Annotated in this window: 20 protein-coding genes; 11 read left to right on the top strand and 9 right to left on the bottom strand. The window is 73.8% G+C overall.

What is annotated here, in order from left to right; all coding sequences use genetic code 11:
- A partial coding sequence (locus ACIRC0_RS23765; protein ID WP_403618810.1) for a type I polyketide synthase occupies positions 1–2697 on the bottom strand: 2697 nt, incomplete at its 3' end.
- Positions 2687–3037, bottom strand: coding sequence for a phosphopantetheine-binding protein (locus tag ACIRC0_RS23760; RefSeq protein WP_200417448.1), 351 nt, complete (start codon positions 3035–3037; stop codon positions 2687–2689). The genes ACIRC0_RS23765 and ACIRC0_RS23760, both read right to left, overlap by 11 nt.
- 328 nt (positions 3038–3365) lie before the next feature.
- On the opposite strand from ACIRC0_RS23760, the gene ACIRC0_RS23755 reads away from it, so the two are divergent.
- Positions 3366–4598 (top strand): cytochrome P450, encoded by a 1233-nt coding sequence (locus ACIRC0_RS23755; RefSeq protein WP_403618807.1) that lies wholly within the window; start codon positions 3366–3368, stop codon positions 4596–4598.
- 117 nt (positions 4599–4715) lie between these two features.
- On the opposite strand, the gene ACIRC0_RS23750 is transcribed toward ACIRC0_RS23755, so the two are convergent.
- Genes ACIRC0_RS23750 through solA form a run of 4 tightly spaced genes read right to left on the bottom strand, consistent with a single transcriptional unit; the run spans position 4716 to position 9015 of the window.
- Positions 4716–6185, bottom strand: coding sequence for an aldehyde dehydrogenase family protein (locus tag ACIRC0_RS23750; protein WP_403618804.1), 1470 nt, complete (start codon positions 6183–6185; stop codon positions 4716–4718).
- The gene (locus ACIRC0_RS23745; protein WP_403618801.1) at positions 6185–7282 is read right to left on the bottom strand and encodes a phenazine antibiotic biosynthesis protein; all 1098 of its coding nucleotides are present in this window, start codon (positions 7280–7282) and stop codon (positions 6185–6187) included. Before ACIRC0_RS23745 ends, ACIRC0_RS23750 begins: the two co-directional genes overlap by 1 nt.
- 50 nt (positions 7283–7332) lie before the next feature.
- Positions 7333–7839 carry a flavin reductase family protein gene (locus ACIRC0_RS23740; protein WP_403618798.1) on the bottom strand — a complete coding sequence of 169 codons (507 nt, stop codon included), beginning with the start codon at positions 7837–7839 and terminating at the stop codon, positions 7333–7335.
- Between the two features lie 33 nt (positions 7840–7872).
- Positions 7873–9015 (bottom strand): N-methyl-L-tryptophan oxidase, encoded by a 1143-nt coding sequence (solA, locus tag ACIRC0_RS23735; RefSeq protein WP_403618795.1) that lies wholly within the window; start codon positions 9013–9015, stop codon positions 7873–7875.
- A gap of 288 nt (positions 9016–9303) precedes the next feature.
- On the opposite strand from solA, the gene ACIRC0_RS23730 reads away from it, so the two are divergent.
- A complete protein-coding gene (locus ACIRC0_RS23730) occupies positions 9304–11475 on the top strand; it encodes a BTAD domain-containing putative transcriptional regulator (RefSeq protein WP_403618792.1) in 2172 nt (723 codons plus the stop codon).
- Between the two features lie 204 nt (positions 11476–11679).
- Here ACIRC0_RS23730 and ACIRC0_RS23725 read toward each other — a convergent pair whose 3' ends face one another.
- The gene (locus tag ACIRC0_RS23725) at positions 11680–12804 is read right to left on the bottom strand and encodes an LLM class flavin-dependent oxidoreductase (protein WP_403618789.1); all 1125 of its coding nucleotides are present in this window, start codon (positions 12802–12804) and stop codon (positions 11680–11682) included.
- Positions 12805–13036: 232 nt separating this feature from the next.
- Between ACIRC0_RS23725 and ACIRC0_RS23720 the strand changes: the two genes are divergently transcribed.
- The 7 genes from ACIRC0_RS23720 to ACIRC0_RS23690 are packed head-to-tail and all read left to right on the top strand — an operon-like array spanning position 13037 to position 19331.
- On the top strand, positions 13037–14296 hold the full coding sequence (locus ACIRC0_RS23720; RefSeq protein ID WP_403618786.1) for a DegT/DnrJ/EryC1/StrS family aminotransferase: 1260 nt from the start codon (positions 13037–13039) through the stop codon (positions 14294–14296).
- Between the two features lie 37 nt (positions 14297–14333).
- On the top strand, positions 14334–14528 hold the full coding sequence (locus ACIRC0_RS23715) for a 4-oxalocrotonate tautomerase family protein (RefSeq protein ID WP_403618784.1): 195 nt from the start codon (positions 14334–14336) through the stop codon (positions 14526–14528).
- A gap of 36 nt (positions 14529–14564) precedes the next feature.
- Positions 14565–15617 carry a ketoacyl-ACP synthase III family protein gene (locus tag ACIRC0_RS23710; RefSeq protein WP_403618781.1) on the top strand — a complete coding sequence of 351 codons (1053 nt, stop codon included), beginning with the start codon at positions 14565–14567 and terminating at the stop codon, positions 15615–15617.
- Between the two features lie 46 nt (positions 15618–15663).
- Positions 15664–17307, top strand: a complete 1644-nt coding sequence (locus ACIRC0_RS23705) for a (2,3-dihydroxybenzoyl)adenylate synthase (protein ID WP_403618778.1) — start codon at positions 15664–15666, stop codon at positions 17305–17307.
- Positions 17308–17348: 41 nt separating this feature from the next.
- Entirely contained in the window at positions 17349–17642 is a 294-nt protein-coding gene (locus ACIRC0_RS23700; RefSeq protein WP_403618775.1) for a phosphopantetheine-binding protein, read from the top strand.
- Positions 17643–17649: 7 nt separating this feature from the next.
- The gene (locus ACIRC0_RS23695; protein WP_403618772.1) at positions 17650–17991 is read left to right on the top strand and encodes a hypothetical protein; all 342 of its coding nucleotides are present in this window, start codon (positions 17650–17652) and stop codon (positions 17989–17991) included.
- A 5-nt stretch (positions 17992–17996) separates the two neighbouring features.
- Positions 17997–19331 (top strand): MFS transporter, encoded by a 1335-nt coding sequence (locus ACIRC0_RS23690; protein ID WP_403618770.1) that lies wholly within the window; start codon positions 17997–17999, stop codon positions 19329–19331.
- Positions 19332–19476: 145 nt separating this feature from the next.
- Here ACIRC0_RS23690 and ACIRC0_RS23685 read toward each other — a convergent pair whose 3' ends face one another.
- Positions 19477–21120, bottom strand: coding sequence for a DHA2 family efflux MFS transporter permease subunit (locus tag ACIRC0_RS23685; RefSeq protein WP_403618767.1), 1644 nt, complete (start codon positions 21118–21120; stop codon positions 19477–19479).
- Between the two features lie 73 nt (positions 21121–21193).
- Positions 21194–21544, bottom strand: a complete 351-nt coding sequence (locus tag ACIRC0_RS23680) for a nuclear transport factor 2 family protein (protein ID WP_263229980.1) — start codon at positions 21542–21544, stop codon at positions 21194–21196.
- A gap of 260 nt (positions 21545–21804) precedes the next feature.
- On the opposite strand from ACIRC0_RS23680, the gene ACIRC0_RS23675 reads away from it, so the two are divergent.
- Positions 21805–23052, top strand: a complete 1248-nt coding sequence (locus ACIRC0_RS23675) for a cytochrome P450 (RefSeq protein ID WP_403618764.1) — start codon at positions 21805–21807, stop codon at positions 23050–23052.
- A gap of 519 nt (positions 23053–23571) precedes the next feature.
- Complete coding sequence (locus ACIRC0_RS23670; RefSeq protein WP_403618762.1) at positions 23572–24648, top strand: hypothetical protein; 1077 nt, start codon at positions 23572–23574, stop codon at positions 24646–24648.
- Positions 24649–24689: the final 41 nt, after the last annotated feature.

Raw genomic sequence — 24689 nt, 5'->3', positions numbered from 1 at the left:
ATCGAAGAACCCCGCATCCGGAGCCACCGACTCCAGCCCCAACGTCCGGGCGAACAACCCCGACACCGCGGTCAACGTGTCCGAAGCACCAGAGGTCTGCGGCGCGGCGGCGGGGGACGTGGCGACGGCTGCTTCGACCAGGGCCGCGAACTCGGCCGGGGTCTGCGCGTCGTACAGCACCGACGACTCCAGCTCCACCCCGAACGACTCACGCGCCAACGCCACCAACTGCGTCGCGACCAGCGAATCCCCACCCAGATCGAAGAACCCCGCATCCGGAGCCACCGACTCCAGCCCCAACGTCCGGGCGAACAACCCCGACACCGCGGTCAACGTGTCCGAAGCACCAGAGGCCAGCGGCACGGCGGCGGTCGGGGCTTCGGGGGCCGGGGATGCCTTGGGCGCGGCGTCCGGGGAGGCGGGGCCCGCGGGCTCCACGATGTAGCGCCGGCGCTCGAAGGGGTACGTCGGCAGTGCGACCTTGCGGCGCCGCCCGGCCCCGTGCACGGCGCTCCAGTCGACGGACAGACCGCCGAGCCAGAGCCGGCCGAGGGCGGTCAGCAGGGCGGCGCGGGCGCCGAGTGCACCGGCCTCCTCGGGCAGGACCGGCAGGACCGGCGGGACCGTGGTGCCGCGGTCCTCGGCCGGCGCGTCGGCGCCTGCCGCGCGGACGCGGATGTCTTCCGCGCGGGCGGGGGCACCCGCCGTGCGGACCGGGATGCTCGGGTCGCGGCGGGTGACGCCGCTGTGGCCGTCGGCCTGGGCCGCGGGATCGGCTCCGGCTCCGGCTCCGGCTCCGGCTCCGGTCAGGATGAGGCGCACCGCGTCCTCGACTGTGTACACCCCCGCCACGGTCTCGGCGACGAGCGTGCCGGTGCCGTCTCCCGCGACCGCCGCGGCACGGACGCCCCAGGACTGCCACAGCCGGCCCAGGGCCAGCTCGGTGGCGAAGACGTCGAGGGCCTCCGGGACCTCCGCCTCCGGGTCGGCCAGGGCCAGGCACTCCTCGACGGTGCGCCGGTACAGGGGGTCCGCGCGCAGGTCGCGGGTGGCGGCGAGGGTCGCGGTGCCGGGGAAGAACAGGGTGACGGGGCCGGCGGGGGCGGCGGCCGCGGAGTCGGCGAGGCGGCCGCGGTCCAGGCCGTCGAGGACGCGTACGGCGTCCGCTGGGCCGTCGACGACCGCGCAGCGGCGCACGGGCAGTTCGCGGCGACCGGTCTGCAGGGTCCAGGCCACGTCGGGCAGCGCGAGTCCGGGGCGGTCGCGCAGGTGGGCTGCGAGTCGGCCGGTCAGCGTGTCGAGAGCCGTTTCGGTGCGGGCCGACAGGACGAGCAGCTGGGGTCCCGGCTCCGCCGCGTCCGGTTCGGCGCCGGTGCGCGCCGGTTCCGGTGCCTGCTCCAGGACCACGTGCGCGTTGGTGCCGCCGATGCCGAAGGAGCTCACCCCGGCGCGGCGCGGGACGCCGCCGTCCGGGCGCCACTCGCGGACCTCGGTGACCACCTCGAAGGGGCTCGAGGCGAAGTCGATCCCGGGGTTGGGCGCGGTGTAGTTGAGGCTCGGCGGCAGGACGCCGTGCTCCAGGGCGAGCACGGTCTTGATGAGTCCGGCGGCCCCGGCGGCCGCGTCGGTGTGCCCGATGTTGGTCTTCACCGCGCCGATGCCGCAGAACCCGGTGCGGTCGGTGTCCTCGCGGAACGCCCGGGTCAGGGCGGTGATCTCGATGGGGTCGCCGAGCGGGGTGGCCGTGCCGTGCGCCTCGACGTAGGTGACGGTGTCCGCGTCGACGCCCGCGACGAGCTGGGCCTCGCGGATCACGGCGGCCTGTCCTGACACGCTGGGCGCGGTGAAGCCGACCCGGTCGGAACCGTCGTTGTTGACCGCGGAGCCGCGTAGCACGGCACGGATCCGGTCGCCGTCGGCCCGCGCGTCGGCGAGCCGCTTGAGGACGACGATGCCGACGCCGTCCCCGCCCACCGTGCCGCCCGCGGCGGCGTCGAAGGTGCGGCAGACGCCGTCCGCGGAGATGATCCCGCCCTCGATGTACGGGCTCTCCTTGGCCGGCACGCGCACCGCGACGCCTCCGGCGAGTGCCAGGTCGCAGTCGCCGGACAGCAGCGCCTGCACGGCGGTGTGCACGGCGACCAGGGAGGTCGCGCAGGCGGCCTGCACCACGACGGCGGGGCCGCGCAGGCCCAGCTTGTAGGCGACGCGGGAGGCCAGGTAGTCGGGGGCGTTGGCGACCAGGATCTCCATGTCGGTCACGGAGGGCAGTTCGTCCCGGCGCTCCTTGAGCAGCTGCGCGTACCCGGTGTCGGTGCTGCCCGCGTACACGCCGACGCGCCCGGACTGCCGGTCCGGGTCCTGGCCCGCGTCCTCCAGCGCCTCGACCGCGCACTCCAGGAACACCCGGTGCTGCGGGTTGAGCAGGCGCGCCTCGCGCGGCGAGAAGCCGAAGTAGTCCGCGTCGAACCACTCGGGGTCCTTCAGCAGGCCGCGCGCGGGCGTGTACTCGGTACCACCGCGGGGCGCGGGACGGCGCGGGAATCGGGTGACGGTCTCCCGCCCCCGCACGAGGTTGTGCCAGAACTCGTCGGCGTTCTCGGCTCCCGGGTACCGGCAGGCCAGGCCGACGACGGCGACCAGGCCGTCGTCCTGCCCGGCGTCCGCCCCGGCGCCGTCGATGCGGTCACTCGCCACGGCCGGGCCCTCCGAGTCCGGTGCGGGCGCGGCGCGCCGCGAGCCGGGAGCGGCCGCCCCCGGGGCGTCGTGCCGTGCGGCCGAGCGGCTCCCCGGCGCCGCCGTCCCCGTCCAGGTGTGCGGCGAGCCCGCGCACCGTGGGGTACTGGAACAGGTCCACGAGCGGCGGGGCCGCGCCGAGGCGGGCGGTGATGCGGTCCTGCACCATGTGCAGCAGGACGGAGTGCCCGCCGAGGTCGAAGAAGTTGTCCTCGGCCCCCACCTCGGGCAGTTCGAGGACCTCGCACCAGATGCCGGCGAGGACACGTTCGGTGTCCGTGGCCGGGGGATGGGAAATCACCGGTCTTCTCCCCTGTGTCGCGCGGATGTCTTGCGCCGGATGACGGGGGACGGCCGTGGCTCCGAGGGCCGCGCCGCCGTGCGACTGACGCACATCCTCGGTTGAACGCGATCCGTCACCGAAAGCATCGTCCGGCGGCCCTCTCCAGGAATTCCATTCCCGGTCTCATGAGCGGTCTATAGAACGCCCAAGGGGCGCCGCCCTCATGCACGACCGCGGGATTGACTCCTTCTCAGGAGGAGCGATCCGGTGGGCAACTGCGGATCGTTGCCGATGGTTGAAATAGGCCCGTACTGTTCCGGGCGCTGTCTTCCAGGGGAGGAAACTCATGACCGCGCAGACCATGACCGGCAGGCAGTTGCCGGAGTTCCCGCTCCGCAGCGTCGAACGGCGCACGGACGCGGCCGAGGAGTACGCGAGGCTGGCGGCCGGGGCCCCGGTCACCGAGGTACGGCTGCCCAGCGGCCGCCCCGCATGGCTGATCGTGGGCTATCGGGAGGTGCGTACGGCGCTCACCGATCCGCGGTTCTCCCGGAACGAGGCGGTCCGCGACCCGGGCGGGCACCTGCTGGCCGTGGAGGCGGTCGGCACGTCGATACTCAACCTGGACCCGCCCGCCCACACCCGGCTGCGGCGCGTGGCCGCACGCGGCTTCACCGAGGCGCGGATCGCCGCTCTGCGGCCCCGCATCACCGAGTTGGTGGGTGAGCTCCTCGACGACCTGGCGCAGCAGCACCCCGACCCCGTGGACCTGTGCGAGGGCTTCTGCAAGGTGCTGCCGGTGCGGGTCATCGGCGAGATCCTCGGGGTGCCGCCGGCCGACCGGTACCGGATCGAGAAATGGCGCGACGGCCTCGACGCGCCGATCACCGGGACCGGCGCGCCGGACACCTCGGCGCACACCGAACTCCTCGAGTACATCGACGAGTTGGTGGCCGAGCGGCGCGAGCGGCCGCAGGACGACCTGCTGAGCGTGCTGGCCCGGGCGGGCGAGGACGGCGAGGAGGAGGACGTCCTGACCGACCGGGAGATCGCCGCGCTGGGCGGCACCCTGCTGGTCGCCGGCTTCGAGAACACCGTGGCGCAACTCGGCCTGGTGCTGCGGGAGGTGCTGACCGGACCGAACGGGCCGCGCGGCCTGCCGCAGGACGACGAGGCGCTGGCGGCCGAGGTCGAGGAGCTGATCCGGCGGCTGCCGATCGGCGACTACGGCGGCACGCTGGCCCGCAAGGCGACCGAGGACGTCGAGCTGGGCGGAGTGTCCATCAAGGCCGGCGACATCGTGATCGCCGCCGTGCAGGCCGCCAACTTCGACCCGGAGGCCTTCGCCGACCCGCGTCGCCACGACCCGGTGCGCGACACCGTCGCCCACCACCTGGCGTTCGGCTACGGGGTGCACCGCTGCCTCGGCGCGCCGGTGGCCCGGATCGAACTCCAGGAGTCCCTCAAGGCGTTGCGTGACCGGTTCCCCGGAATGCGGCTCGCCGTGCCGGCCGAGGAACTGCGTTTCCACGAGGCCGCGATCAACCGGCGTCTGGTGTCCCTTCCCGTCGTCTGGTGATCACGCTCGTCACCGATTCCGGTCCACGGACAATTCGATGCCCGTCCGTGGCCGGTGAAATACGGCGATGCCCGTCCCCATGCCGGGACGGGCATCGCCGCTTGGGCATCGGCGGGATCATCCGCGAATGACGCCTTTGGTCCGCATCAGGAAATGCGCGAGATAGCCGTCGTGCGGAATTCCGGTGTCGGTCCAGTACGTGGGATGGTCGCCGATGTACACGTTCGCGATGCTCGGCTCGTCGAGGAACGCGTCGATCAGTTCGGTGTCCTGCGTGTACGCGCCGAGGATCAGGGTGTCGCGCAGCGGGGCCACGCCCTGCGCGCGCGACCAGGGGGCCACCCACACGCAGGGGAAGGGCAGTTCGGTGCCGGCGCGGTCGTCGTCGGCGCTGTCGAGCTGGTGGACGACGGGGCGGAGCACCGCGCTGCCGTCGCCGAGTTCCTCGACGAAGCCGTCGCCGCCGAGGTGGCAGCGGGCGTCCCCGGCGCGGTCCCGTACGTACTTCTCCAGGGCGCGCGCGGCGACCGCGGACTGCACCGGCAGGACCGCCCTCTCGTCCTCGGGCGGCAGGGCGGGCAGCGCCGCGAGCCGCTCGGCGATCGCCTCGGCGACCGGGGTCGGGTCGCCCTCGACCAGGACGGCCGTCGCGTTGACGCAGCCGGTGCCGCCGTGGTGGGCGATGGAGTCGACCACGGTGTCCAGGTGGGCGCGCCAGTCGGTGTCCGCGGTCAGCAGGATTTTGGACCGGCCGGGGGTCAGCGGCAGTACGGCCGGGTCGTCGGCGTACTGGCGGATGACCTCGTCGCTGCCGTACGCGAGGTCGGCGCCGCTCAGCAGCGCCTCGGCGGCGGCGTGGTCGGTGGGCAGCAGCACCACCTGGTCCTCGCCGAACCCGGCCATGCGCAGCGCGCTCACCAGGCGGTGCGGGGTGAACGGCTCACGGCGTGAGGGGCGTACGGCGACGCGGTAGCCGAGGGCGAGGGCCTCGGGCCACAGGGTGTGTGTGCCGGGGTGGTTGCCGGCGGCGTGCACGGCGAACACCTCGCCCCTGCGGGTCCACACGGCGCGCCCGGAGCGGGTCAGCGGGTCGCGCCAGTCCCCGACCGCGCCGTGCGGGCGGGCGTGCTGGAGGCCGCGGTGGAGCTGGGCGGTGCGGTGCAGTGCGGTGCGGGTGGCGGCGCGTACCACGGTCAGGGGGACGCCGGAGACCCGGCTGACCGCGTGCTCGTAGCCGTCGACGGTGAGGCCGCCGATGGTCTCGGTGGCGAAGATGCGTCCGGCGCGCACGATCGCGGCGATCCGCTCGTCCGCGGGCAGCGGGCGTGCGCGGCGCAGCGCGGCCATGGCCCGGTCGACGTAGACGGCCGGGGCGAGGGAGAGCTCGGCCACCGGCTGTCCGGAGACGTCGGCGACCGGGGCGCGGGTGCGGGAGCGGTACGGTCCCGAAGGCCCGAGGACGTCCAGCTGGATCGGTCCGCCGTCCGGCGCCGGCGCGCCGGGCGCCGCTGCCGGGGCCGTCGCGGGCGCCGCTGCCGGGGCGGTCGCGGGCGCGGGTGCCGTCGTCCGGGCGGGTGCGGTCGTCATCAGTAGACCCCCTCGATGACGGTCTCGTTCTCGAAGGTGGCGACCGGGGCGATGTCGGCGGCCGCGTCGCCGACCCGGCCGGGCAGCGCCTCGACGCGGGTGGCGAGGTCGCGCTCCAGGTTGTTGGGCAGGAACAGCGCCTTGGAGACGTGGTTCATGACCACCTGGCCGCGCTCCCCGTACGCCACGGGGCGGCGGGTGGCCGGGTCGACGACGGAGAAGGTGACGTAGGGCGAGAAGGTGTCGAAGACGCAGGCGTCGCCGGTGTCCCCGGCCCGCTGGCCCGCGATGCCGAGGATCATCGTGCTGCCGTAGTGCCCGTACAGGACGGTGTCCGGGAAGATCTCGGTGCGGTACAGGTGCAGGGTGTCGGGGTCGAGCTGGGTGCCTCCCCAGCGGATCGCCCGCACCTTGTCGTTGACGAGCTTCACCAGGTCGTCGCGGCGCACCAGGCGCTCCAGCAGGGCGGGGGTGATGGTGAGCACCCCGATGTCCTGGGTGCGCAGCACGAACGCCGCCTGGTCGATGACGTGTTCGGCGTATGCGTCGGCCTGGTCCTTGCGGCCCTCGGCAATGAGCTTCTTCACCCATCGCGGGTCGAGGTCGACCTGGAAGCCGTACCGGCCGTGGGTGGCCGCGGACCGGCGGAAGATCTCACCGACGATGTGCGGCCCGGAGGGAGTCAGGCCCAGCCAGTCCACTCCGCGCGGGAAGCCGTGCTCGTCCAGGTTGGCGTTGCTCCACTCGACCAGCCGGTCCAGCCAGTCGCGGGGGCACACCACGCGCTTGGGCGCGCCGGTGGTGCCGCCGCTCTCGTAGATGCCGACGATGTCCGGGCGGGGGCCGTAGCCCTTGGGGATCAGCTCGTGCACGGGGACCTTGCGCATCTCGTTCACGACGTTCGGGAACAGGTGCAGGTCGGCGTGGCTCTTGATGTCCCTGCGCGGGTCGAAGTCCAGGGCCTTGGCCCGCTGAAGCCAGTAGGGGGAGCCGGTCTCGGGGCTGAAGTGCCATTCCATCGCCGCCTGGACGAACTCGTCCGGGTCGGGGCGGCTGTCGAAGGGGAGCTCCAGCAGGGGGTTGACTGCGGTGGGCACGACGTCTCCTTGATCGTCTCACGGTGGGTGGGCGGGCGCGGCGGGACCGGTCAGCCGGGGGTGTGGAAGGCGCGGTCGTACCAGACGAGGGCCTTGCCCGGGGCGCTGGCCCGGGTGCCGCAGATCGCGCCCAGGACGAGGACGTGGTCGCCGGCCTCCACCACCTGGGTGAGCCGGCAGTGCAGCGTCATCAGGGCGTCCGGCAGGTACGGCAGTCCGGTGCCCGGCCACTCGGCGAAGGTCCCGTGGGCGAACCGGTCCTGGCCCTGCCGGGCGAAGCCGCGGGCGACGTCCTGCTGGTGCCCGGCGAGCACGTTGACCACGAACTCGGGTGCGGCCAGCAGGTCGTCGTGGCAGCTGGAGGTGCGGGCCAGGCCCACCGACAGCAGCGGCGGGTCCATGGACACCGAGGAGACGGCGCTGGCCGTGAACCCGCGCCGCCGTCCCACCGCGTCCACGGTGGTGACGATCGTGACGGGGGCGGCGAGCAGCGCCATCGCGTCGCGGAACTCCTGGTTGCCGATGAGGGAGGGCCGCGCGAGTGCCTCAACAGTCATGATTCACCTTCCGTCGCAAGCGGTCCGGGGCCGTCAGAAACGGTCCGGAGAGAGGAAGCCGGCGTCGATCGCCGCGAGCTTGTGCTGCACCAGGTCGGCGAGGAGCTCGCCGATGCCCGTGGCGTGCTTGAACCCGTGGGCGTTGCACCCGCCGGCGACCACGAGCCTGCTGTCCCCGCCGGGGCGTCCGATGACGAACTGGCCGTCGGGGGTCTTCGCGTACATGCAGACCGCGACCTTCGACGGCACGTCCGCGAGGCCGGGCAGCTTCTGGGGGAGCAGGGAGCCGAGTTCCGTCCAGTCCTCGGGGAGGACGGCGCGGTCGTCGGTCAGCGGGTCCAGCGGGGTGGGCACCCGGCCGTGCTCCTCCAGGCCGAGTTTCACGTCGTGCCCGTTCTCGGCGCCGTTGCCCCACAGCACCCGGCCGCCCTCGATCTCCCGCATGAAGACGGGCAGGTCGGCGAGGCCGAAGCCGTCCTCGTGGCCCGGCCGGGGGCGGAACCAGGTGATCGGCATCCGGTACGTCTCCACGGGCAGGCCGGGCACCAGGGAGCCGAGCCACGCGCCGGCCGCGACGACGACCTGGCGGACCCGCAGTTCGGTCTGGGCCGTGCGCACCAGCGCGCCGCCGGGCACCAGTTCGATCGCGTCGACACGGGTGCCGGTGTGGACCCGGGCCCCGGCGGCCCGGGCCAGGCCGACGGCGGCCCGCACCGACTCCTCCGGGCGCAGGATGCCGGCGGACGGCTCCCACACGCCGATGTGGTCGGCGGGCAGCGCGGCCTGCCGGGGGTAGCGCTCGCGCAGCCGGGCCGGGGTCAGGGTCTCCACCTCGATGCCGTGGACGCGGGCCGCGCGCAGGGTGCCGCCGGCGATGAGACCGTCCTCGGGGCCGATCAGCAGACCGCCCGCGGGAACGAACAGCTGCTGCCCGTGGGCCTGCTCCAGCTGGTGCCACAGCTCCAGGGAGCGGCGGGCCAGGGGGACCAGGTGGGGGTGTTCCAGGCAGGTGACGCGGAACATCCGGGAGCCGCCGTGCGAGGAGCCGAACGGGTGGCCCGGCTCGTGACGGTCGAGTCCCACGGCTTCGACGCCGCGCGCCGTCAGTTGCCACAGGGCCGAGGCGCCCCAGGCTCCCAGGCCCACGACGGCCACTTCCGCGTCCCACCCGGCCATGTCCCCTCCTCCTTCGGGCCGGCCACGGTCCGGCCGGCCGACGGCGTCCACCACACCACCCGGCGCGGGCGCCGGGCCTGAGTAGCCACCACTCATCCGGGTCTCCGGCCGGGAGGGCCGGGGGTGAGTACCGCCTGACGACCGCTCAGTTGAGTACCGCTCACTCACGCTGCCCGGGCGGGGCGCATGGTCCGATCGGCCCGGCGGGAGACACCCGCGCGTCGAACACGGGGAACGGCCCGCGACGGCGGAGCGGTCGCGGACCGGACGGATCGAAAGAGGGACCGCATGGAATTCCGGATCTTGGGCGCCCCGGAGGTGGCCGCCGGACCACGCGCACCGGGCGTGGCGCTCACCAGCCCGAAGCAGCGCACCCTGCTCGGTGCGCTGCTGACCCGGCCGGGCGTTGTCGTCCCAGCGGAGCGGCTGATCCGCGAGCTGTGGGGCGACTGCCCGCCCGGCAAGGCGGGCAACGCGCTGCAGGCGCACGTGTCGCGGCTGCGGCAGGCGCTGATCTCGGTCGAGCCGGAGCGGGCCAACACCCCGCGCCTGGTGGCCCGGGGCGCCGGATATCTGCTCCAGGTCCGCCCCGAGGAACTGGACCGCACCCGCTTCCGCAACGCCGTGGAGCGCGGCCGAGCCCTGGTGGCACGCGATCCGCGGGCCGCCTGGCGGCAGTTGCGCGACGCGCTGGCACTGTGGCGGGGGCCCGCCCTGTACGGCAGTGCGCGCGGACCGCTGTGCTCAGGGGTCGCCCGGCGGCTGGAGGCGGAGCGGCTGGACGTGCTGGAGCTGTACTTCGACTGCGGGCTGCGCGCCGGGCGCCACGCGGAGCTGGTTGAGGAGATCGACGCGGTCGCCCTGGCGCACCCGGGCCGCTCCCGCTTCCAGGAGCAACTGGCCCTGGCGATGCGCCGCGTCGGCGGCTACGACCTCCCCGCCGACGAGCCCGCTCCCGGCGAGGCCGTGACGCTCCCGGGCGGCCTCGCTTCCGGGCCGGAGGAGCCCGTAGCGGGCCTGCGGCAGCCCGACACCGCTGCCGGTGGCTTCGGGTACGGCGTGCGGGAGCCCGGGCCAGGGGCACCGAAGCCCGAGCCGCTCCTGGGCGCCGACCTCGGTTACAGCCGGGAGGAACGTGCACCGGACGTACGGGAATCCGAAACCGCCACTGGCGACTTCGGATTCGGTTCGCAGGAGCCCGGGCTGGGGCGGCGGGTTCCCGGGACCGTCCCGGGCGGCTCCGCGTTGGCACCGGGGAGGCCCGGGCCGGCCCGCTATGGCACCGGCCTCGGATCCGGTTCGCAAGTCCAGGCACCGGGCCGACGGGATGATGACCCCGCTCCGGGGAGCTCTTCGCCGGGTCGGCACGGTCGTCAGGCGGAAGCGGAATCCCCTTGGCCGGGCCCCGGCGGTCATCGGCCCGATCCCACCGCGGCGCGGCCGGACCTGCCCGGTCGGCAGCCCGACCCCACGGCCCTCCACCCGGACCCCAACGGACGTCGGCCACGTCCCACGGCCCCCCGACCGGGCCCCAGCGGTCGTCGCCCCGATCCCACGGGGTCCCGACCGAGCCCGAACGGCCACCGGCCCGATGCCACCACCTCCCGACCGAGCCCGAACGGCCACCGGCCCGATGCCACCACCTCCCGACCCAGCGCGAACGGACGTCGGCCCGACCCCTCGGCGCACCAGCCTCACTCGAACGGCCGCCCGTCCCAGCCCACGGGCGCTGGGTCGGACCGGCGGCAGCCGGCGCCCGATGCCGAGGGGCGCCGGCCGGTCGAGGCCGTCGGCAGCCCGGAAGCGCCCGCACGCGGCCCGGTCCCGGCCGGTCGGCGACCAGGCGTCCCGGGCGCACATGGACCGGCCGGAGCCGCTCACGGTGGCATCGGCGCCCGCTCCGTCGCCGTCGGCGGCGACGGCGACGGCGACGGCGACGGCGACGGCGAGAACGGGCGCTCCTCCACCACCGGAACCACCGCTCGTGTCCCGAGGGACCCCGGCGGCACGGACAGCCGTGCTCGGCGCACCGGCCACGGCATCGACCGTGCTCTCGGTGCCGTCCCGGGGTCCGGCACCACCGGGTCGGGCACCGCGGGCCGCTCCCCCGGTCACGTCGGCCCCCTGGCCGCCACGAGCAGCGGCACCGGGCGCGGGCTCGGAGGCGGAGGCGGACTCGCCGCTCCCGGCCCCGGTCGACCGCGAGCCGTGCCACGGCCCCCGCGGGAGCTGGCGACGGCGGGGCCCGGAAGTCGGGGTGTGTGGCTCAGCAACGGGCCGGAACCGGAGCGGGCCGCGGAGCGGCGGGAGCTGATCCGGCTGCGCGAGCGGGTCGCGCTGCTCGCCTCGCAGCAGAAGGAGTTGCAGGCCCAGGTGGAGCACCTCACCGCGCTTCTCGGCAGCCGGCTCCCGGCGCCCGTCCAGACCGACGCCCCGGGCGCGGCGCGGCAGCCGACCTGACCACCCGCACCACCGCACCACCGGCACCACCCGGAGCAAGCCCTCACCGCGGCACCGGCACCGGCGCCGCCCGGGGGCCTCCCCGAAGGGGCCCCAGCGCCCGCCCGTGCCGCCCTGGGGCCCCAATGGAGGGAGCCGCTCACCGCGTTCCTCGCCAGCCGGCTTCCGGCTTCCGGCGGCCGGCTTCCGGCGTCCGGCGACCGGTCAGGCCGGCACCGCGAGTGCGGTGCGGCAGCGGATCTCGGCGCCCGTGCCGTCCTTCGGCGCATCGTCCTGGAACGCCGGCATCACCTCGGCCGCGAACAATTCCATCGCGGCGGCCGCCCGGCCGTATTCCATGGCGCCCGGGTTGAACTGAAGGCTGAAGGAGAGATCCGTGCCGAACTGCTCGCGCACCGTCTCGATCTGGGCGAGCACGTCGGACGGATTTCCCGCCAGCACCTTGTTCGCCCCGAGCGCGGCGCGGAAGTCGTAATTCCGCGCCTTCTCCAGGAACTTCTCGTACCCGGGATAGTCCGCCGATCCCTTCTCGGCGAGCGGGGCGACGGCCTTCGCCATGTGGTTCACGTAGTTGCGCTCGTAGAATTCGCCCTGCTGGTACGCCGTTTCCCGGTCGGCGTCCACATAGCAGGTGAATTTGATCTGGATGCGGCGGGCCTTCGGGTCGTGCCCCGCCGCGTCCCAGGCCCGGCGGTAGTGGACCAGCATCGCGGCCAGCTGCTCGGCGGAGGTGACCGACGGCACGACCTGCAGGTGGTGCCCGGCGGTGCCGGCCGCCGCGCAGGACTCGGCGCTGGACGCCGAGGCGATGTAGATCGGCGGGTGCGGGTCCTGGTACGGCCGGGGCAGCATGGTGACCGGGCCGAACCGGTGGAAGCTGCCCTCCCAGACCAGGTTCTCCTCCGTCCACAGCCTGCGGATCGCCTCGACACCCTCGGCGAACCGGGCCCGGCTCTCGTCCATGGACACGCCGAACGCCTCGAACTCCGTGGGCAGGAAGGCGCGTCCGAAGCCGACGTCGAGCCGGCCGTGCGAGAGGTGGTCGAGCATGGCCAGCTTGCCGGCCAGCTTCACCGGGTGGGTGAAGGCCGGCACGCACGCCCCGGTGGCCAGCCGGATCCGCGTGGTGCGGGCGGCGGCCGCCGTGAGCAGCGTGATCGGGTCGGGGCAGTAACCGCCGTAGCCAGAGAAGTAGTGTTCGACGGTCTGCGCCTGGGTGAAACCGAGGGACTCGGCCAGTTCGATGAGCCGCAGCGTCTCCTCGTAGTAGGCCGTCGCCGTTTTCTCGGCCGGGTCGATGACCGGAAAGAAGTTCACACCGAATTCCATGACGACTCCCTGTGGTCGTGTATGCGTCCTCGTTCTTGGACTCGCCTTGCCACGCACCCCACATTGCCCCCGACACGTCATCAACTGTCAAGGAAGGAACGGTCGCTGATGTCAGGACGTCAGCCTGGAGTCAGCAAAGGCCCGGATTCCTTCCCCCACTCCCCCGCATCCCTAAGCTTCGAATGCAGTACGCGATCGGCGAGCAAGTCGAGCTGGCAAGAAGGGGATGACCATGCGGGGAAGTTATTCCGTGCCGTACGCGAAACGCGGAACCATACTCGGCGCGGCCGAGGTCGCGGCTCTCGAGGACGTCGTCGCCTCTGACGACGCGCTGACGATGGGCGCCTGGCGGGAACGCTTCGAGGAGCGCTTCGCCCGCCATGTGGGGGCCCGTCACGCCCTGTCGGTCACCAGCGGCACGGTTGCCCTGGAACTGGCCATCCATCTGCTGGACCTTCAGCCGGGCGACGAGGTCGTCGTCACCCCGCAGACGTTCCAGGCGACCGCCCAGCCGCTGCTCGGTTCGCCGGCCCGGGTGCGCTTCTGCGACGTACAGCCCGAGTCCCTGAACATGGACCCGGTCGTTCTGAAGTCCCTGGTCAACGAGCGGACGCGGGCGATCCTGCTGGTGCACTACGGCGGCTGGCCGGCCGAGATGGACGAGATCATGGCGATCGCCCGCGAGCGCGGCATCACCGTGATCGAGGACTGCGCGCACGCCCTCGGCGCCCGGTACGACGGACGGCGCCCCGGTTCGCTCGGCGACATCGGCTGCTTCAGCTTCCACTCCGCCAAGAACATCAGCACCCTGGGCGAGGGCGGCATGCTGACCTTCGACCGGGACGACTGGGCGGAGCGGATCGACCGGCTGCGGTCCAACGAGATCGACGGGGTCCTGACGGCGGTGCCGGAGCCGACCGGCCCGGCCCCGGAGCTGCTGCCCTGGATGAAGTTCACCTCCGGCGCCTACGAGCGGGTGGTCTCCGAGTTCCGCAGGCCGGGCACGAACGCGACCCTGTCGGAGGCCGCGGCCGCCGTGGGTCTCGTGCAGATGGACCGGCTCGACACCCTGGTGGCCCGGCGCCGCGCGATCGCCGCGCGCCTCGACGAGGTCGTCGCCGCCCACCCGTACACCCGCGTGCAGCGGCCGAGGCCGGGCATCCAGCACGCCCAGCACCTGTACACCTGCTTCCTGGACGGCCCGGAGGGCGCCCGGGAGCGCCTGGTGCACGGCCTCAACGCCCGTGGCGTGGAGGTGCAGTTGCGCTACTTCCCGCTGCACCTGCTGCCGGAGTGGCAGCAGCGCGGCCACGGTGCCGGCGAGTGCCCGGTCGCCGAGCACCTGTGGTTCCACGAGCACGTCAACCTGCCCTGCCACCCGGGGTTGTCCGACGCACAGGTCGACCACCTGGTGAACGCACTGGACGAGGCCCTGACAGAGGCGCCGGCCCCGGCGGCCGCCGCCCAGCCGGTCGGCGCGGCGCGCGGCTGACCCCTTCCCACCTCCCCTTCTTCCCGAGGAGCCCACCATGCCCTTCATCGACGTGAAGCTCTACGAGGACCGCCTCGACGAGCAGACCGAGGCCGCGCTCATCGCCCGCCTCACCGAGGCCGTCGCCGACGTCTTCGGACCCGGCGCCGCCGAACAGACCTGGATCGCCGTGCAGGGAGTGCCCCGCAGGCGCTGGGGCATCGGCGGCAAGCCCGGCTCCGCCGACCAGTAGCCGCCTGCCGAGCGTGCGCGGAAGGAGGACCGTGAGGTGAAGGTCGACGACATGTACCTGGCCGGCGTGGGCACCTATCTGCCCCCGGCCGTCCCCACCGAGCAGGCCGTGAAGGCCGGCTGGTGGGACGCCGACGCCCGGGAGGCGTCCGGCATCGAGTCGGTGACGGTGGAGAGCGAACTGCCCGCCCCCGAGATGGCGGTGCGCGCCGCGCGCACCGCGCTGCGCCGCTCCGGCCACCGCCCCGAGGACTTCGCGTCCCTGCTGCACACCGGCACCTTCAGCCAGGGCCAGGAGGGCTGGTCCGCGCAGCACTACGTGCTGCTGCACACCCTCGCCACGCCGATCAGCGCGGTCGAGGTGCGCCAGGGCTGTCTGGGCATGCTGTCCGCGCTCGGCATGGCCGCCGCGCAGCTGGCCGCCGCCCCGGGCAAGGACGCGGTGCTGCTGACCGGCGCGGACACCTTCTCCACTCCGCTGGTGGACCGCTGGCGCGCGATGGACCTGTTCGTCCTCGGCGACGCGGGCTCCGCCCTGGTGGTCTCCCGCCGCTCCGGCTTCGCGCGGCTGCTGGCGGTCGGCTCGCTGTCGGATCCGCACATGGAGTGGCGCCACCGCGACGGCCGTGTCCAACTGCCGCCGCAGCAGCCGCAGGAACGGCTGATGGACTTCCAGTCCCGTTCCGACTACTGGCGGCGCAAGTGGGCCGAGGGGCACACCCCGCCGGGCGGCAGCTGGCAGGAGCTGTGCGAGGAGGCCGTGCAGCGCACGCTCGCGGAGGCCGGGACCGGCATCGAGGACATCGCCCGCGTGGTCACCGTGTCCTTCACCCGGGACGCCCTGGAGGCGATGTTCCTCGAACCGCTCGGCATCGACATCTCCCGCAGCACCTGGGAGATGGGCCGCCGTACCGGCCACGCCAGCGTCAACGACCTGGCGATCGGCCTCGAGTACCTGTGGACCACCGGCCAGGTGGGGCCCGGGGACCGGGTCCTGCTGGTCGGGGCGACTCCGGGCATGGAGTGCGGCTGCGCCGTGGTCGAGATCACCGCGCCGTTCACCGGTGGAACGGACGCCGCGTCCGGGTGATCGCCGCCGACCGACCCACATCGAGTACGAGTTGAAGGAGACGACCATGCTCGACGGATGCACGCCCTGGCCGCAGGACGTCGCCGAGCGCTACCGCACCGAGGGCTACTGGCGCGGTGAGACGCTGCTGGATCTGCTGGACGAGTCCGTCCGCCGGGGCGGTGGCAGGACCGCCCTCGTCGGGCCGGGCACCCGGCTGACGTACGACGAACTCGACCGCCGCTCCCGGCGCATGGCCGCGGGCTTCCGGGCCCGCGGCATCAGGGCCGGGGACCGCGTGGTGGTGCAGCTGCCCAACACGCCGGAGTTCGTCGTGGTCTGCTTCGCACTGTTCCGCCTCGACGCAAAACCGGTGTTCTGCCTGCCCGCGCACCGCGCGGCCGAGGTCCGCCACCTGTGCGAGCTCTCGCAGGCGGTCGGCTATGTCTTCCCGGCCGAGCTGAACGGTTTCGACCACCTGGGGCTCGCCCGCCGGGTCCGCGACGAACTGCCCGCGTTGCGGCACCTGTTCGTGTACGGCGAGGACACCGCCGGCGTCGGCGCGGTGCCGCTCGCCGAGGTGGACGCCGAGCCGGAGGAGCTGCCCGGGCCGGACCCGTCGGACGTGGCGTTCTTCCTGCTGTCCGGCGGCACCACGGGCCTGCCGAAGCTGATCCCGCGCATCCACGAGGAGTACGCGTACCAGGCGCGGGCCGCCTCCCAGGCGTCCGGCCTGGGCGAGCGGGACGTGTACCTCGCGGTGCTGCCGGTCGAGTTCAACTTCACCTGGGGCTGCCCGGGCGTGATCGGAGCCCTTCAGCAGGGCGGCACGGTGGTGTTCGCCGAGGAGCCCACGCCCGACGTGTGCTTCGCGCTCATCGAGCAGGAGGGGGTGACGATCACCTCCGTCGTGCCCAGCGTCGTGCAGATGTGGCTCGACGAGGCCGAGTGGCTGGACAACGACATCTCCTCGCTGCGCACCCTGCAGATCGGCAGCGCCAAGCTGCACCCGGAGGTCGCCGCGCGGGTCGAGCCGGCGTTCGGCTGCCGCCTGCAGCAGGTGTTCGGCATGGCGGAGGGCCTGCTCACCTTCACCCGCGAGGGCGATCCGCAGGAGACGGTCCTGACCACGCAGGGCCGCGCGATCTCACCCGCCGACGAGATCCGCATCGTGGGCGAGGACGACCGCGAGGTGCCGGTCGGCGAGACCGGTGAGCTGCTGGCCCGCGGGCCGTACACGCTGCGCGGCTACTACCGGGCGCCGGAGCACAACGCGCGCGCCTTCACCGAGGACGGCTTCTACCGCAGCGGTGACCTGGCCCGGCTCACCGAGGACGGCAACCTGGTGATCGAGGGCCGCATCAAGGACGTCATCATCCGCGGCGGCGACAAGGTCCCGGCCGACGAGGTCGAGCGGCATCTGCTGACCCTGCCGGCGGTGGCGCGGGCCGCGCTGGTGTCCGTACCCGACACCTACCTGGGCGAGAAGACCTGCGCCTTCGTCGTGCCCCAGGGCACTCCGCCGTCCCTGGTCGAGCTCAAGGAGGCGCTGCGGGCCAGGGGCCTTGCCGAGTACAAGCTCCCGGACCGGGTCGAGTACCTCGGCAGCCTGCCGCTGACCGGGCTCGGCAAGGTCGACAAGAAGCGGCTGTCCGCGATCGCCCGGGGCGAGGACGCGCCCGAGGCCGCGAGCCTGCTGCCCGCCGGCTGACCACCGGCCCGCCGTCCCACCACCGAGAGGGAGGAACTCCCATGAACAGCACCACCGCAGCCGAGGACGAGGTGCGGGCGGCGGTCGCCGAGCTGCTCGGCACCGCCCCGCAGGAGGTCCCCGGCGACGCCCGTCTGGTCGACCTCGGGCTGACCTCGCTCCAGGTCATGCGGCTCGGCTCGCGCTGGCGCCGCGCCGGGATCCGGGTGAAGTACCAGGACCTGGCCGCCGAGCCCACCGTGAAGGCCTGGGCCCGGCTCGTCTCCGAGAACTGGAACTCCGGGAACTCCGGGAACTCCGGGAACTCCGGGAACTCCAGGAACAGGGAGAGGTGAGGACATCATGGCCACCCGAGTACGGAAATTCCGTGTCGACGGAACGGCTGCCCGGCTCGCCCGGCACCTGCTGGACGCCGACGTGGAACAGCTCGTCCGTTTCTCCTGCATCGGGGACGAGGTGACGCTCGACATCCCCGACACACATTTCCACGTACATCTGCGGGAATCCGAGGACTCCTTCCAGCTGCACTTCCGGATGACCCATGACGGTCCGGCGAAGGCGCGTTCCTGGTCCCGCCGGCTGCCCGTGTCGGCCGGGCTGCCCGGGATAGCCCGGTGCATCGCGGGCGACGTGCGCACCATGGCACGCGAGCTCGCCCCGCTCACGGCCGCGGCGGGGGTGTGAGCGCCATGACGACGGCTCTCTTCCCCCGCGCGCGGCGCGGCGAACTGCTGGTCGTGGGGCTCTGCTTCGCGGCGATCGTGTGCGAGGGCTACGACCTGATCGTGTACGGCGCGGTGGTGCCGGAGCTGCTCCACTACGAGCCGTGGCACCTGACGCCCACCGAGGCGGGCGCGATCGGCAGCTACGGGTTGTTCGGGATGCTGGTCGGCGCCCTGTGCGCGGGCGCGGTCGCGGACGTCCTGGGGCGCCGCCGCACCGTCCTGATCAGCGTGGCGTGGTTCTCCCTCGCCATGGCGGCCTGTGCGCTCGCCCCCTCACCCGGCTGGTTCGGGCTGTTCCGGGCGCTCGGCGGCCTGGGCCTGGGCGGGGTCATGCCCACGGCGATCGCCCTGACCGTGGAGTGCTCGGCGCCGCACCGGCGCAGCCTCAACAACGCGCTGATGTTCTCCGGTTATTCGGTCGGCGGGATCCTCGCCGCGGTGCTGGCGATGCCGCTGCTGCCGCGCTACGGCTTCCGCGTCATGTTCTGGATCGGGGTGCTGCCGCTGGTACTGGTGGTGCCGCTGCTGTGGCGGTACCTGCCGGAGTCGGCGGCGTTCCTGCGGGCCGAGGGCCGTCCGGCCGAAGCGGAGGAGGGGGCACGGCGCTTCACCGCCGGCCGGGCCGCGCCCACCGCGCCGGCCGCGGGCCGGGCCTCCGCGCGGGCGGTGACACTCGCCCTGTTCTCGCCCCGCCACCTGCGGGCGACCCTGCTGTTCGCGCTGACGAGCTTCTTCGGACTGCTCCTCGTGTACGGACTGAACACCTGGCTGCCCGAGATCATGAAGGGGGCGGGATACCCGCTGTCGGGGTCGCTGCTGTTCCTGGTCGCGATGAACGCGGGCGCGGTGGCCGGCTCAACTCTGCTCGCTCCGCTCGGCGACCGCATCGGCATGAAGCCGGTCACCGCGCTCTCCTTCGGCGCCGCCGCGGTGTCCATCGCCCTGCTCAGCCGGGCGACGTACGCGCCCGCGCTGTATCTGCTCGTCGCGGTCGCCGGGTGCGGCACGATCGGCACCCAGATCCTGGTCAACGCCTATGTGGCGCTGCACTACCCGCCGCAGATCCGGGCGACCGCGCTGGGCTGGGCGCTCGGGATCGGGCGGTTCGGGGCGGTGGCCGGGCCGGCCGTCGGCGGGCTGCTGGTCGCCGCGGACGTCGGTGCGGCGGTGAACTTCTACGCCTTCGCCGTGCCCGCCGTGCTCGGTGCCGGCTCGGTCCTGCTGCTGCCGGGCCGCCGCCGCACCCCGGCCGCGGCGCCCGCCGCGCCGTCCTCCGAGCCGGTGAAGGCGGCGGCTTGACGGCCCCGCCTCCCGGCCCCACGCGCCGGAACTCCTCGCCCGCCCGCCGTACCTGGCGGGCGGGCGGAGCGGGAGAGCTGACGGTCGGTGGGTGGAGGCCTCCGCCCGGGGTGCCGGGGACGGCGGTCCGGGCGGAGGCCCTCGTTCAGTCCGTCGGCGGCAGGGCCGGTACGGCCGCCGGTGCCGTGGCCTCCCTCTGGTCCGCCGCTGCGGCGGGGGCGGGCTGCCGGGCCGCCGCCGCGAGCAGCACCCCGAGCGCCATGGCCCCGCAGACCACGAGCAGGGCGGGCACGAGGGCCGCCACGAGGGAGTGGGACAGCACGGTGGACGCCAGGTCGGTGATCCTCCGGGCCAGTTCGGGTGAGGCGTCGCGGGCCAGCGCGGGAGCGGACCGGCCACCTCCGGCCGCGGCACCGGCCGCTGCCCCGGTCATCTCGTCCACGAACCGCCCGCGCAGCGGAGCGGGCAACGCGCGGGCCGCGTCGGCGGCTCGCGGGGTCACGTCCGCCAGCAGCCGGTTCTGCAGCACGGCGACCGCGACCAGACCGCCGAGCACGGAGCCGAACTGGCGGTTGCTGTTGAGGACTCCGGACGCGGCCCCGGCGAGCCGGTGCGGGACGTCGTACGTGGCCAGGGTCTGCATCGGCCCGAAGGTGCAGCCGACGCCCGCGCCCGCGACGGCGAACCCGGGCAGGAAGGCGTACCAGGGCGTGTCCACCTCGGCGATGAACGCCACCGAGCCGATGCCGGCGATGAACAGCACGAGCCCGGCGACCAGGATGTACTTGCCGCCGACCCGGTCCACGAGACGCCCGGCGACCGGGGCCACGGCGACGGAGACGACGGCGATGGGCGCCATCGTCAGACCGGTCTTGAGCGCGTTGTAGCCCAGCACCGACTGCAGATAGATGTTCAGCGGCAGGAAGACACCGACCGTGCACAGCGACACCAGGACGTTCACGCCGTTCATCAGCGTGTAGTTGCGGTCCTTGAACAGCTCGAACGGGACCAGCGGGGAGCGGCCCTGCTTGCGTCGCTGGTCGAGCAGGAACAGCAGCAGCACCACGGCACCGGCGGCGAGCACCCCCGGGATGGTGATCCAGCCGTCGACCGTGCCCCAGTCGTAGCGCTGGCCCTCGGCGAGGCCGTAGGTGAGCAGCACCAGGCCGACGGTGAGCAGCAGCACGCCGACTGGGTCCAGCGAAGCCCGGCGGCCGGGGCGCACGTCGGTCAGCAGCAGCGGGCCGAGCACCAGGACGGCCACGCCGATGGGCAGGTTGATGTAGAACACCCAGCGCCAGTCGGCGACGGTGATCAGCAGCCCGCCGAGCGTGGGGCCCGCGACGGTCGCCACGCCCGCGATCGCCCCCCACACGCCGAGCGCCGAGCCGCGCCGCTCCGCCGGGAAGACCGCGATGATGAACGTCATGGTCTGCGGCAGCAGCAGCGCCGCGCCCAGGCCCTGCACGAACCGGCCGGCGATCAACTGCTCGGTGTTCTGGGCCAGGCCGCACGCCATGGACGACACGGTGAAGAGCACCACGCCGCCGAGGAAGAGGTTGCGCGGCCCCCAGAGGTCGCCGAGGCGTCCCGCGGTGATGAGGAACGCCGCCACGGCGATGACGTAGCCGTTGATCATCCAGGCGATGTCGGCGAGGGACGCGTGCAGATCGCCGGAGATGCTCGGCACGGCGACGTTGATGATCGTCATGTCGAGCATGGTCATGAAGTAGCCGAGGGACAGCACCGCCAGCATGGCCCAGGGGTTGCCGCGCAGCTTCGTGTTCATGTGACTCCTTGGGAAGCGGTCCGGTGCGGGCGGCAGCGGCCGGACGCGTCGCCGCCGCCCCCGGCGGACCGAGTCAGCCGAAGAACGGCCGGTCGATGATCCACAGCCAGGTGCCGTCGGGCTGGCGGTGGGCCACCTCGGCACGGGCGCCACCGTCGTCGGTGCGCGCCGTCGTCAGGGCGTAGTCGCCGCTGCGCAGCACGGGCAGCACCGTGCCCGCGTCGAACTTGGGCTTCTTCGCCAGCAGTTGGGTGTAGACCGCGCGCAGCGCCTCGTGGCCGGTGGTCTCACGGCCCGGCGGGACGGCCACCACGGCGTCCGGCTCGTACAGCGCCAGCAGGCCCTCGACGTCCCCGGCGTTGCCGCGTTCGATGAAGAGCCGCAGCAGGTCCTCCGGGCTCTTGGCGGTTTCGCGTTCAGTCATCCGCGTACTCACTTTCCACATCGGTGTGCGAACGGCAGGCGGCAGCGGTGCGCGTGCGTGCCGGTGCGCACGGACCTGCCGTCCGGGAATTGTGACAGTGCATTCCGTTTCGGGGGCAGTGCGAAGTACTCACTTGCACAGCGGACTTGCACACGGAATAAGTCCGGCCGGGCGTTCGACTGCGTACATTGTCCGGGGACCCGGACGGGTCGTACGGTGCCGCGGATCCGAATGGCCTCCACCGAAGGAATTTCACCGCGATGACCGAAACCGTCACCTCGGAAGACACGGCTGAATTGCTTCCCGAATTCCCACTGCGTTTCGGCGAGGAGGAGTCCCGCACGGACGGAGCCCTGGCCTACGCACGCCTCGCGACCGGCGACCCGGTGACCCGGGTGCGGCTGCCCAGCGGCCGTCCCGCCTGGCTGGTCACCGGCTACCAGGAGGTCCGCGCCGTCCTCACCGACGCGCGGGCCTCGCGGCAGGCAGCCGCCCGCTCGGAGGGCGCGCAGGTCCTCGCCGTGGAGCGGGTAGGCACCTCGATCCTCACCCTCGACCCGCCGGACCACACCCGGCTGCGCCGGATCGTGGGCCGGGGCTTCACCGCGCGCCGCAGCGAGGCGCTGCGGCCCCGCATCGCCGAGATGGCCGGCGAACTGCTCGACGACCTCGCCGCCGGGCCGCGCCCCGCGGACATCAACGAGCGGTTCTGCATGCTGCTTCCGGTCCGCGTCATCTGCGAACTGCTCGGCGTGCCGCTCGGGGACCGGCACCGCTTCGAGGCGTGGCGGGACGCGCTGATCGCCCCGACCGGACCCGACCGGCCTTTCGACGCCGGTGCGCACCAGGCCCTGCTCGCGTACATCGGCGAGCTCGTGGCGGCCAAGCGCAAGGAACCGGGCGACGACCTGCTGAGCATCCTCGCCGCCGCCGGGCAGGGCCCCTCGGACAAGGACGACGCCCTGACCGATCAGGAGATCGTCGCGCTGGGCGGCACTCTGCTGGTCGCCGGGTTCGAGACCACCGTCGCTCAACTCGGCCTGTGCCTGCGGGAGATCCTGGCCCGCCCGGAGGGGCTGCTGAGCGTGCCCACGGAGCGCACGGAGCTGGCCGCCGAGGTCGAGGAGCTGGTCCGCCGGCTGCCCATAGGCAACTTCGGCGGCACGCTGGCCCGGCAGGCGACGGAGGACATGGAGGTGGGCGGCGTCCTCATCCGCGCGGGCGAGGTGATCGTCGCCGCCACCCAGGCGGCCAACTTCGACCCGGCCGCCTTCCCGGCCCCACTGGACCACGACACGGCCCGGGACAACGGCAGCCACCAGATGGCCTTCGGCTTCGGAGTGCACCACTGCCTGGGCTCCCCCGTCGCCCGCATCGAGATCCAGGAGGCGCTGCTGGCGCTGCGCACCCGCTTCCCGGAGATGCGGCTTGCCGTGCCCGACGAGGAGCTGCGCTTCGTGCCCGGCGCGGCCAGCAGGAGGCTGGAGCGGTTCCCGGTCACCTGGTGACCGGCAGTCCCCACCGGCGCCGGGCCCGGGAGGCTTCCTCCCGGGCCCGGTGGCCTGCCGGAGCACAGGGGTGGGCCCTGCCGCCCCCACGGACCCGCCAAAGCACGCCCTGCCGCGCCGAGCCCACGTGAGCCGTCCACCCCCACGGGCCCGCCGACGCGCACGCGTTGCCGGGCCGAGCCCGCGCGAGCCGTCCGACCGCCCGCACGGGCCGCCGACGCGCACGCCCTGCCGCGCCGAGCCCGCGCGAGCCGTCCGGCAGGGGGCCGGGCCGGCCGACGCGCACGCGCTGCCCGGCCGGCCCTGCGTGCGCCGTCCGACCGCCCGCGCGGGCGCCCACGCGCACACCCTGCCGCGCCGAGCCCACGTCAGCCACCCGACCGCCCCCACGGGCCCGCCGACGCACACGCGTTGCCCGGCCGGGCCCGTGGTTTGTGAGTGACGTCCACTCAAGAGACGGGCACTGCCCACGTGTTGTGCTGCTCTCCGCCGGTCACCGCACCGAAAGGAGGGCACGGGGTGAGAGCCGGACACATTCATCTCGCGGGCATCGGCACCTGGCGCCCGGCCACCGCGCACATTCGCCCACCGGGCGCCCTCGCCCGCCCCGGCGTCGCGCCCGCGGCCGGACCCGGGGCGACCTCCGGGTCCTGGAGGGCCACCCGGTACGACTCGGCGGCCCGGTCGTCCCAGACCGACCGCGACGACCCCATGGCCTGGCCGAAGACCGACCACGACAACACCGCAGCCTGCCCCGAGGCCGAACTCGGCGACACGGCAGCCCAGCCCGAAGCCGCCCACGCCGGCACGGCAGCCTGCCCCGGGGCCGACCCTGTCGACACGGCGGTCTGGTCCGGGGCCGGCCCCGTCGACACCACGGCCTGGTCCGGCCCCGAGGCCGCCGTGCGCGCCGCCCGGACCGCACTGAGGCGCGCGGGGCTGCCGTACGAGCGGTTCGGTGCGCTTCTGCACGGCGGCACCCTTCCGGCCGGCCCCGCGCATCTGTCGGTGCCGCACTACGTCCTGCACCGCACCCTCGGCCGCGCCGTCACCGCGGCCGAGCTGCGCCAGGGGCACCTCTCCCTGCTGTCCGCCCTGGGACTGTGCGCTCATCTGCTGCGCGCACCGGGCGGCAAGGACGCCGTCCTGATCACCGGTTCCAACCCGGCCGCCCCCGTGCCCGACACCCCGGACGACCTCGATGCCCGGGACGACCCGCACGCGCCGGCCACCGCCCCGGCCGCACCCACCGGCCACGCGCTCGTCGTCTCGCGGCTCGGCGGCTTCGCCCGCGTGCTGTCGGTCGCCGAGAACTGCGACCCCGGCCACTACGACCTGCGCATCCCGCCCGGCACCGGCTGGGCCGCGCTGCGCACCCGCACCGAGGACCAGGTCCTCGCCGAGGCCGGGGTCGCCCGGGGCGACCTCGCCGCGACCCTCACCGGCGCGTCCGGCGCGGGCGACCTGGTGCCGGCCCTGGAGGAGCTGTGCGCCACGGGCCGCGCGGCGCCCGGCGACCGGCTGCTGCTCACCGCCGCCACGCCGGGGCTGGAAGCGGGCGCCGCCGTCCTGGAGATCACCGCGGCCCTGCCCTGAGACCACTCCCGTGCCCGCACGGGCTGCGACCCACCTGAAGT

Source organism: Streptomyces sp. NPDC093984 (assembly GCF_044764595.1).
GTDB classification, from domain to species: Bacteria; Actinomycetota; Actinomycetes; order Streptomycetales; family Streptomycetaceae; genus Streptomyces; species Streptomyces cynarae.
The sequence above is the reverse complement of the archived record's forward strand: the minus strand, read 5'-3'. Positions and strand labels throughout refer to the sequence as shown.